We start from the raw sequence: 11,140 nt of genomic DNA, 5'->3' as shown, positions 1-11,140 counted from the left end.
TTTAATCCTATTATTTTACTGAATCTTCCAAAAAATCAGATAATCCTACAGAGATCCCAATCGATAAATCTGTTCCGGAGGATGACCCAATGGCTAACACCTGTTCAGTGTTACGGATCATTCTCGAATCGTCATCGTCAAAAAGAGAGCAAATAAATTGATGAATATATTCTCTTGTTTTACCTTCAAGTGTTGCTTTCAGCATCGTAATACTAATATCCGTAGTAGGCAGCTTCTGAGCACCCAGCAAACCTTTTATTTTACGGAGTATTTTACTGGCCTCTCTACGTTGAACGGTGTTTAGTGCCAATATATATCCCGCTAAAAAGTCATCCCCCGAGGGAGTCAAGCCATTTCCGAAGCCTAGCAGAGCGTTGATATGCTCTTCAAGAGCTTGACCGTTATTCTGAACGCTCCATCTAAAATTGAGAATTCTTTTCTCCAGCTCTTTTTCTATTAGCGTTGGATGATGTTTGACAGGGAGATGCAAGTGATTTTTTAGATAATAGTGCTTTACGCCTCCACTTGATCCGCTTACTAACAAATACTGATTATATCGCTCAATATTTTTATTTAATAAGTCATATGCTCTATTCAAATCCAGCTTAATTGGCTGTGGTTGCCATAAGCGACTCCTACTAAGCTTCAGCTTGAAAAGATTTCCTATGACTAAGTAATCCTTTGACATATATACTGCATCATTTACATGTATCAAAAAGTCTTGGAAGGAACATGACCCTTTCCTATCTACCCTTATGGAATAAGGGCCATTGTCCATATCCCTATGCAATAGGCTATGCAGTTGATTTTTATGGTCTTTAAAGTTAATCACTTTATTAAATACGCTATGAACGATGCCAACTTGGCTCACAGCCTCAGCATTTCCTCTATCCATTAGTTTCTTAAATCCTTCATCAAAGGAGAGGGTCAAACATTCAGCATTAAACTCACTATTCATCTGTTGTCCTCCCCCCTCCTATAACTTTTTAGAAAAACTTGACTTATCGCCGAGTCCTACGAAAGCGTTAGGTTATAATGGAACAATCTATTCTAGTATTTTGGCATCCTTATCAATCTATTGTTTTTTAGGTAGCAACAAATCTAATAGGATGGCGACCAATGCTGCCGGTACGAGACCTGTTGTTAAAATTAATTGTACATTTTCTGGAAGTTGCTGAGTCGCTTCTGGGACAACATTGAACCCTATACCCAATCCTAAAGCTACGGCAATAATGAGTATATTTCTACTATCAAGCTTGATTTTTTTCAATAATGATACCCCTGAAACAGCAACCATGGCGAACATCGCAACGGCTGCGCCCCCTAATACAGGCTGAGGCATAATGGTGATGAACGCTGCAAATTTAGGTAACAAGGATAATAGAATGAGGATTACCGCACCTATTTTGATGACAAATACACTAAACACACCTGTTAAGTTAACTACACCGATATTTTGGGAGTACGAAGTGTTTGGAAATGCATTGAATAATGCAGCTATACTGCTTGAAATTCCATCCGCAACAACCCCGCCACGCAGCTCCTTTTTTGTTGCCTCTCTCCCCTCTGCACCATTCGTAATCGCTGAAATATCTCCAACCGATTCAATGGCCGTGGCGATATACATAAATAACATGGCAATGATAGCTACGGGCTCAAAAGTCCATTGATATTGAAAGGGCTGGGGAAATGATAGCCAACTTGATTCTATGACTGGTGTGATGTCTACTAATCCGAGTAAGATAGAAACGACGTAACCTACCCCGATCCCGATGAGTATGGACGAAGACTTAAGTACTTTATTTTTACTTTGGTTAAAGATAATAATTGTTAGTAAGACGAGCCCCGCAATAGCAAGACTTGTTAGGTCACCCATATTGCTGCTTCCACCAGCAGCTTGTCTTATTCCAACCGGTATCAGTGTGATGCCTATGGTTAAGACGACTATTCCAGCCACTAATGGTGTAAAGATTCTTTTTACATGAATAAGATATCTTCCCAGAATAATCTCAAATAATCCACCAATAAAGCTTGCCACTAGGACTGCCCCTATTCCATAATCAGTAGCTATCACAACTACCACCGGAATAAAGGCATTACTTGTCCCCATGACGATGGGAAGACCAGACCCTATCCCAAATCTATAGCGCATAACCTGGATGAAAGTTGTTACCCCAGCCATTAAAATAGCGCACTGGATTAAGAACGTCGTTTCAGCCGAGGATAATCCTAATAAGGATGACACGAGAAGAGGGACCGTAATATTAGCCACAAACATAGCTAAAATATGTTGAATGGCTAAGGGTATCCCGAGTGATAGCTTAGGTTTGTCATGAATCCCATAAATAACCTCAATCTCTGTTGACTCGCTCTTGTTAATCATTCTCACGCCTTTCGCTCTACTAAAATGACATAATTATCATAGTGTTCTAGTGCGTGTTTAGAAAATCAGACAACGATCATTGCGATTACGATTAATAAAGCTAACGCCCCTAGGACAAATTTCATATTCCCTTTGATAATATCAATAATGTCTAGTTTAAAGCCGTCTGCTAGAGCTGCTACGTTAATTTGTACAGGGCTTATTTGTGTACCAAGACCAGTCGCTATAGCCACAAATCCCATTGCTAAAGGTGGTAATCCCAAGGCGGCTAAAGTAGGTAAGATTAGAGTCAAAACTCCAGCTGTCATAGCTCCAGAAGGAATGGCGATTAAAAAGGCAAGGATCATAGCTACAGGTAAAACAATCATGTTCGGTACATTGTTTGCTAGAGCAGCTATTTGTGCAAAAGTGCCTAACTCTCCAATCATGTTAATAAAGCCAAGGAAGATCCCTACACCAAACAATGTTGTTAAAATAAATTTGGAGCCGTCAACCAAGGCTTCACCTGTTTTGTTAATGTTTAATGGTGTTAATAGGACTGTTAATACAGCCGTTATAATCACAATGGATGCAGGTGTGAAGATTTTTATTTCTAGCATTGAATTGATGCTATTTCCTGCTAACACCATAACAAGTAAAGCAACAGCTGGTATGGATTGTTTTAATAGAGTCCAATTATTTGTCTTTTCATTCTGCTCTTCTTTTTTACCATCCTGATTGATGAGAGCACCATTTTTATGTACGCCATAAATGGCTAATCCAGCAGCTAATAGGTAAAACAACATCGTATAAGGCAGCATGGCACTTGCATGTGTAATCACATCAAGTCCTGCACTCTCAGCAGCTAATATGGTTTCAGTAGAGGCTGGAGAAGTCGTGAAGCCAACCGCTGTAGCAATAGACATAGCTGCAATGACAAAAGGATTAGCCCCTACAGCCATAGCCATTAATGGCGCCGTAACCATAGTGTTACCTGCTCCCATCCCGGCCATGTAGGTGGCAAAGGCTTGGATTAATACGATCACTCCTGCTAGAATACTGACTTTACCTTTTATCCCTCTGCTAGCTAGTTCCACTAACGCTTGGATACTTCCAGCTTTTGATACCATCATTGCTGCCGCTGCGTAAATGATCGGTATTGTGATTCCTAGCATGTTTGAAATCCCGCCAACAAAAATGGACGTTGCCTGATCTACTGTTAATCCACCTATAATAAACGCTAATACTCCCCCTACTAATCCAGCGAATAGCATGTGCTGCCTTTTATATAAAAGAACAATGATAACAATTAAGGGAATACTATTCATTAATAAACTCATCGGACTTCACCACCTATTACAAATTTTGCTTAAAACCAAATCGTTACTTTTTAATAATAACGGCTATTGGACCTCCACCAGCTGGCCCTTGATGCTCAGCGCCGCCAGATACGTATACCATAGGATCTCCTGTGATAGATGCAATAACTCCATTTACGACTGCTCGGGCTTGGCGCGTATGGTTAATATCAGAATCTGTCAACATCGTATGGCGTCTATTTCTGACAAGTCCATCTGGAGAAGCCTCAGCTTTAGCTAAAATATTGACGATGCGGTTATTGTCTTCTGCTGTAGGTAATTTATCAATCTCTAAGCCACTATTTTTCATCGCTTCAATAACGGCATTCAGATCAATAGCGTCATTCATGACACTATGTCCAATTCTATACTTGCTCATTGATTTTTTAGAATTTCCCATTAGTATAATTTCACAATTCATCAGCTCTACGCCAGCAGAAGTGGAAGCGACACTGGAATATAAAGACCAATCATTCAAAATACTTTCTTCTGTAACAGCTGTTCGATTCACTTCTTCTAAGGCCACAGCTACTCCAAGGGCGGATGCACCTCTTGAATAGCCCATAGATTTATAGGTATCTTCTACTGCAACTGATTTACCTCTTGATTTTGCTTCTAAAATCCTATCAGAAGTTAGTAGAGGACACTTGATCTGTACAAAATGAACATCTTCTTTTTCTTCTATCCCTGCTGTCTCCATTAGCCCAAGAACGACTCTCTCTACCTCTTGAACCATCGTTAAGGTACCTATCTCTTCGGGTAAAAAGTTTCTAGTAAATCCTACACTAACCGTTAATCCCTTTTCTCTAGATAGCTCTGTATTTGTGTCTACCTCATTTTTAGTAAAGATAGTAGCATGGGGGGTCATCACACCCTCAGTCCCACCTGACATGACGAAAGCAATCTTTTCCTCTACTTGCTGCTCTGTTTGCCCAAGGATTCTAGCTAAAAAGCTTCTAAACGCTGAGGTTGCAAACCCTCTAGTGAAATCATTTACACATCCATTCCCCTCTGTTTTCCCTAAAACAGCTACGATTTCAGTTGGATTAATCTGACCACTATCAATTAATTCCTTTAAGCTTGACATATCATCAGGTGCAGACATTGGAATTCGGTATACCTTTACATCCACCATTTGTAATCCTCCTCATGTTATAACCTGGACTTAAAATTATGCGAAAATTCGACATGTTTCTTTAATCTATACGAATTTTCAACAAAATTCTTTACTTATTACCAAATCATAACAAACAATTTATTTTTTCGTCATTATAATAATTAACCAAAAATAAAAGTAACTATTGTAAATAGTTCACAATGGAATATGACCTGAAAAATTGATAAAGAAAATCGACACAGGCGATATTTAGGATAATAGCAAGCCTGTGTCGACTTTTACCTTGCATAATATAAATCGGAAAATAGCTGTGTCACTATCTACAAATGACCATGCATGTGTATATTTAATGTTGACAAAAAAGGAAACTTTGGAATAATGAGAACTATGGATTTATGGGGGTCGAATGAAAATTTTTTTGAAGCTGATCCTTTGTGCGATCCTCTGCCCCTGATCAAGAGATTTAATACAAATGGAGGAATACAATGTGAAAAAGGGAGATCTCATTAAACTTAAATCAATTAAGACCAAAATCATGTTTTTACTTTTACTCATCTCAATTGTGCCTCTCGCTTTAGTTACCATCGTCTTAATGTTTCAGTCCATTTCTGTATTAGAAGGTAAAACAGAAGAGGCCCAAGTTGAGTTGTCACGTACAAATGGGGATATGATTAGTTTGTGGCTTAGCCAAAAGGTCAATGCACTAGAGAATGTAATCGACAAACATCCAGAATTTCTAAGAGGAAACAAAGATGAAATATTGCCTATATTAAAAGTACTAGACGCCAGTGATGCTGAAGTACAATATTTTAGGTTTGTAGACGAAAGCCTTACTGCTCACGATACGTTAGATAGAGTCAATGATGTTAGTCAATTTCAAAATATACAAAATGCTAAGAATAGTTTAGAGCTGTCAATATCAGATATTTTACAGGCTGTGACAGATGGGAGTAACATCATTATTATTGATGTTCCTTTGGTCAATAGCCAAGGACAATTCAAAGGGATTGTTCAGGCTGCTCTAAATCCAGCTGAAATTTTAAATATTGTCGATCGAATTCAGGTAGAGGAAACAGGCTATGCCTATTTACTTGCATCAGATGGAACATATTTATTACATCCTGAAGTTGAAAATATAGGGATGAATGTCTCGGAAAATCTCAGTCCAGGCAGTCAAGAGCTTTTCGCAGAAGTAGTGTTGCAGGAAAGTGGAGGAAATATTACATATACCGGAATCGATGGAATAGAAATGTCTACTGCGTTTTCGACGATTGAACAAACAGGCTGGAGATTAATAACAAGTGCACCTACAACTGAAGTGTTTAAAGAAATTGCAGAAGCAAGAAATTCAGCCTATATCATTATCTTAATTTCCATTGTTGCTGTGATCCTAATTGCTTTCTTTGCTGCGAAAGTAGTGATCAAGCCAGTGCTTGAAATTACATCGATCATGAAAAAGGTAGCAAAAGGGGATTTAACAGAAAGATTACGGGTAAATGGAAATGACGAAATAGCAGATTTAAGAAGAAACATTAATGATATGCTAGACTCATTCTCATTGATGGTCACTAAATTAGCACAATCTACTGAACACGTAGCTTCAGCTTCCGAAGAACTAACAGCAATAGCCGTAGATTCGACCACTACTTCAAAAGTAATAACAGATTCAGTAGATGAAGTGGTTAAAGGAGCGGAGTCTCAATACAGATCAACTGAACAGGTGGCTATTGTAGTGGATGAGATTGCCTTAGGCATTCAACAGATAGCACAATCTGCAACTGTAGTAACAGATTCTACTCAAGGTGTGACAAAAGAAGTTAATCTAGGTGATTCAGAGGTTAAAAATGCCATAGCTCAAATGAACTCAATTAAGCTTAATGTTGAACAGTGTACAAATGAGGTTCAGTTCTTAAATGAAAAATCTCAAGAAATTGAAAATATTGTTTCCATGATTTCAGGGATTGCTAACCAGACAAACCTCCTTGCCCTAAACGCTTCAATTGAAGCAGCTAGAGCAGGAGAACACGGAAAAGGATTTGCCGTGGTAGCGACAGAAGTCAAAAATCTAGCTGAACAAACAAGTCAAGCTACCGAGGATATTACAAGTATTATCCAATTGATCGTTGGAGCAACAGAAAATGCATCCCACGCCATGGCTTCGGGGATGGAAGAAGTAGAAAAGGGTGTGCAGCAAGTTCAAACGGTAGGGTCAGTATTCGGTACGATCCTAGAAGCTATTAATAGAGTAAATAGTCAAGTCCAGGAGGTGTCTGCTGCAACTGAACAAATATCAGCAAGCACTGAGGAAGTGTCAGCTTCAGCCCAAGATGTTGTTGACATTAGCAAACAATCATCAAACAATCTGAACGAAGTATCTTTTTCCATAACTAACCAAAATGAAAATATGAAGGAAATTTCAGCTTCGGCTGAATCTTTAAGCCATATGGCCATGGAACTCCAGGAGATGGTTGGTCAGTTTTCAGTAAAAAAAGAACTCAGCCATGAAAATGAGATTAAAGGATAAATAATTACACGTAGCCCTGTGCCTAGCTTTGGCTCAGGGTTACGAAGTTTTTTTAAACTAATTGAAATGGATGGTTATATATGTCCCTAATCTTAAAGGATGTATTAAAATTAAGAGGCTTTAGTAAGGCCAGATTAGTGGCTGGAGAAGATGGCCTTTTGAATATTGTGAACAATGCCACTTTAATGGAAGTGCCTGATATATTTTCTTATGTAAATGATCATAGCCTTCTGATTACGACTCTCTATCCCATATCCAATAATAACGAAGCCATTAATGAGCTTATTCCCAAGCTTGCACGATTGAATCTGGCTGGAATATGTATCAAACCTATTAGATATATTGATAGAATACCATCAACAATGATTAATCAAGCCAATCAGCTAAATTTTCCAATTATCGAGTTGCCAGAAGATGCTAACTTATCTAGTTTAGTTACAGAAATCCTTGAAGTATCATTAAATAAGCATATCGATCTTTTAAATTTTAGAAATTATGTTCATGAACGTCTCATGAATATATTTTTAAGAGGAGAAAATATAAATTCTCTGGTAGACAATTTATCTGAGATCGTTAATCTTCCCATCATTTTATTGGATCATATGTTTAAAGTAACATGTTTATCCAAAGAAATAGCTGACCAAGAGGTAGTGATAAGCCACCCTCAAAATGAGCGCGATGACAGACCGATTATCGTACAAATAGACGGTATAGAATATCGGGAGGGGTCTTACTTAAGCTATTCAATTACAGGAGGGGAAACAAATTTCGGATATATAGTCGTTTTAAATGGAGATGCGGAGCAAAAAGATTTGGTTGTAGCCGTACAGCAAGCTTCTCTATTAATCGCCTCACTTTTCTATAAAAATTACGCTGTATTGGAAAAAGAAAGATCCTTTCAAGATGCATTTATTAGAGATATTCTTCAAGGTAGGATAACATCTCAAATGGAAATGATCAATAAAGCCATGGCATTTGGCTGGAAGGTAGAGTTCCCGCTAGTCGTTATTGTCATTAAAGTGTTGAATGACGATGAAAAACGGAAGAAGGAAATATATCAACAGATCATAGATACACAAGTCATTGAAAAAACGTTGGAAGAACAGATGTCATTGATCAGCGATCAATCTAAAAGCGTATACCTAGATGATTCTCTTGTCTTATTTATAAATATAGGACCCACGCATGAAATGAAGGAAAAAGCGATCGAAGTTGGGAAATGGATTATAAATCAATATAACGATACTGTAAAATTAGGGATCGGAATTTCCAGTACAGTACGAGAGCTTGGCGACTTGCCCTCTGCCTATCAAGAGGCACACAATAGTTTAAAAGTAGGGATGATCATGAAACAACCTCCATTTGTGACTCATTATGATGATTATCAAATGTTTAACATTATAAAGGAAGTACCTGATAGCACTGTTTTAAGTACATATATTGAGAACAAATTGGGTAAAATTTTGAAGCATGACAAAGTTTCCGATATGAGCCTTTTAGAAACACTTATCGTATTAATAGAGGAAAATTTTAATGCAAAGCAGGCAGCAAAAAGATTATTTGTTCATTACAACACACTACGCTATAGGATTGAAAGGATAAAGGAATTAGGAATAAATACAGAAAACGGCTTAGAGGTTGTCGAAATCGTCTTTGCCTACAATGTGTATCTTTGGCTAAGGTCGAACAATGGTTTGGGACAAGGGGCAGGATCATTTGAATAGTTAGATTAAAGCTACATCGAATACATTGACCTGTTGCTCATGCTTTCACCTAAGCTAGAATGTCTACCTTGGACCACTCATTGGATTACTTATTCACTCTAATAACCTGTGTATCCTCTCTACGAGAAAAGATACACAGGTTCTTTGGTAGGATAAGGTCCCTATACTGAAAGCAGAACATTCCGTAAGCTTTTAGGGTGCATCCTTTATATTATTTTTTATCAAAGTAGTACATAAAACCAATCGCTCCTGGACCTGTATGTGTACTAATGATAGGAGTCGTAAATTCAATCTCAATATTCTTGAAGTCCGTAACTGAAGATAGAGAGGCTTTAAGCTTTGTTGCTAGCTCAAGAGCTTCCGCATGGGCAATTCCAATTCCTTTAACTGTTTTCCCTTTAATGTCTTCAGCAAATTGCTCCGAAAAATGCTTGATGACCTGAGAATAGCTTCTAACTTTCGTTACAGGAGCCAAAGCTCCATCCTCTAGAGCTGCGATTGGCTTTATTTTCAAAATGGATCCGATAAACCCGCTCGCTCTCCCTATACGACCACCTTTGACTAGATTATCAAGGGTATCAACCATGAGAAAGAGGCGAGTTTGCTCACGAATCTGGTCAAGTCTTGCTATAATTTCCTCTAAAGAATGCCCTTCTTTTGCCATCCTCGCTGCCTCAATCACCTGAAAGGAAAGAGCCTTGGAAATAAATCTAGAATCTATCACCTTCACGTTTGCTTCAGCCATGTCCGCAGCCATTTGAGCCGATTGTACTGTACCACTCATTGAGCCTGTTATATGAATAGAGAGAACATCAAACCCCGCCTTGGCTAAGCGTTCATATACTTCGACAAACTCTCCTACTGGAGGCTGTGAGCTTTTAGGTAGCTCCTGTGTTTCTCTCATCTTTTCAATAAATGTATCTGGAGACAGATCAACTCGATCCAGATACGTTTGTCCATCAATTGTAATCGACAAAGGAACAACCTCAATATCGTATTTCCGAAGCATTTCCTCCGTCATATCAACCGTAGAATCAGTCACAATCTTAATCTTTGCCATCTTCTCACGTCCCGTCATTTTCTAAGCCAGCTACGAAGAGCAATAAGAAAAGCTTCTATCGAAGTCCTCTCGAAGAAGTCGTCTAGTCCATCATTTATCTTCTTACTATTCCAGCCTCATTGTTACTTACATTGTAGCGGTAACCCACTCTAACATCAAGGCTATCCCTATAAATAAGGTTTAAATTTAAAGCAAATTTTAATAAGTTCATAGAATTGTGACACAATCATACAGAGGCTCTTGATTTTTTAGAGTAAATACTCTATTCTTGTAATAAGTTCAAATTAGAGTAATTGCTCTATTTTTTATAACAACTTCTTTTTACCTAAGAAATGCTAAGCAGATCATAACCTCTAATGGGGAGTGTTGCAAATGAGCTCAAAAACAAAAGATAAGATTATACAAACAGCTGTAAAGCTATTTAATGAATCAGGGACTGGAGCCATTTCGACAAATCACATCGCCAAAGAATTAGGAATTAGTCCGGGGAATCTATACTACCATTTTCAGAATAAGGAGGAGATTATTCGAGCTATTTTCGAGTCCATGATATCTGATTGGGATTCCCTCTGGCTCCTCCCTCCAGCAGATTGGCTGCCTAGCTTGGACGATTTGATTGCTGTAATCCGACTTAGTCTGCGGTTGGAGTGGAAATATCGCTTTTTTTACCGTGAACTTATTCTCTTGATTAAGCATGACACTAAGCTCAAGGAAGCCCATCAACATATTCAGCAGCAACGCATGGTAGAACAGAAAGAGTTTTTTCAGGCTTTTATTAATGCTGGTATTCTCTCCCTTCCAGAGAGTTCAAAGGATGTGGATTCTTTACTGACATCATGCTGGATTATCAGTAACTATTGGTTATCCTTTGTCGAGGTCAGTGGAGCACATATAGATGAGAATCGCATTGAGCAGGGGATTCAGCTTATTTTGTCCGTTCTGCGCCCTTATTTGGCTAGCTCAAACTGAATATGGGCCAAAACACTATTCTTTTA

Annotated in this window: 8 protein-coding genes; 3 read left to right on the top strand and 5 right to left on the bottom strand. The window is 38.3% G+C overall.

Annotation, left to right across the window (positions count from 1 at the left end):
- Nucleotides 1–10: 10 nt before the first annotated feature.
- The 4 genes from J2S11_RS17920 to atzD all read right to left on the bottom strand — a co-directional run bounded on the left by J2S11_RS17920 (nt 11) and on the right by atzD (nt 4,855).
- Nucleotides 11–958, bottom strand: a complete 948-nt coding sequence (locus J2S11_RS17920; RefSeq protein WP_307396891.1) for an oxamate carbamoyltransferase subunit AllH family protein — start codon at nt 956–958, stop codon at nt 11–13.
- 117 nt (nt 959–1,075) lie between these two features.
- On the bottom strand, nt 1,076–2,383 hold the full coding sequence (locus J2S11_RS17915) for a uracil-xanthine permease family protein (protein WP_307396889.1): 1,308 nt from the start codon (nt 2,381–2,383) through the stop codon (nt 1,076–1,078).
- Between the two features lie 65 nt (nt 2,384–2,448).
- Complete coding sequence (locus J2S11_RS17910; protein WP_307396887.1) at nt 2,449–3,702, bottom strand: transporter; 1,254 nt, start codon at nt 3,700–3,702, stop codon at nt 2,449–2,451.
- 43 nt (nt 3,703–3,745) lie between these two features.
- Nucleotides 3,746–4,855, bottom strand: a complete 1,110-nt coding sequence (gene atzD / locus J2S11_RS17905; protein ID WP_307396885.1) for a cyanuric acid amidohydrolase — start codon at nt 4,853–4,855, stop codon at nt 3,746–3,748.
- 469 nt (nt 4,856–5,324) lie between these two features.
- Here atzD and J2S11_RS17900 point away from each other — a divergent pair, with 469 nt between their 5' ends.
- Both J2S11_RS17900 and J2S11_RS17895 read left to right on the top strand, forming a co-directional pair.
- Nucleotides 5,325–7,361 carry a methyl-accepting chemotaxis protein gene (locus J2S11_RS17900; protein WP_307396883.1) on the top strand — a complete coding sequence of 679 codons (2,037 nt, stop codon included), beginning with the start codon at nt 5,325–5,327 and terminating at the stop codon, nt 7,359–7,361.
- Nucleotides 7,362–7,441: 80 nt separating this feature from the next.
- On the top strand, nt 7,442–9,085 hold the full coding sequence (locus J2S11_RS17895) for a PucR family transcriptional regulator (RefSeq protein ID WP_307396881.1): 1,644 nt from the start codon (nt 7,442–7,444) through the stop codon (nt 9,083–9,085).
- A gap of 211 nt (nt 9,086–9,296) precedes the next feature.
- Here the strand turns inward: J2S11_RS17895 and J2S11_RS17890 are convergent, their stop codons facing one another.
- Entirely contained in the window at nt 9,297–10,145 is an 849-nt protein-coding gene (locus J2S11_RS17890) for a DegV family protein (protein ID WP_307396879.1), read from the bottom strand.
- Between the two features lie 372 nt (nt 10,146–10,517).
- Here J2S11_RS17890 and J2S11_RS17885 point away from each other — a divergent pair, with 372 nt between their 5' ends.
- Nucleotides 10,518–11,114: a TetR/AcrR family transcriptional regulator gene (locus J2S11_RS17885; RefSeq protein ID WP_307396877.1), complete on the top strand. Its 597-nt coding sequence runs from the start codon at nt 10,518–10,520 to the stop codon at nt 11,112–11,114.
- Nucleotides 11,115–11,140 lie beyond the last annotated feature (26 nt).

The sequence above is a fragment of the Bacillus horti genome (assembly GCF_030813115.1).
GTDB classification, from domain to species: Bacteria; Bacillota; Bacilli; order Caldalkalibacillales; family JCM-10596; genus Bacillus_CH; species Bacillus_CH horti.
Note: the sequence above shows the minus strand (reverse complement) of the source record. Positions and strands in the feature narration are given on the sequence as shown.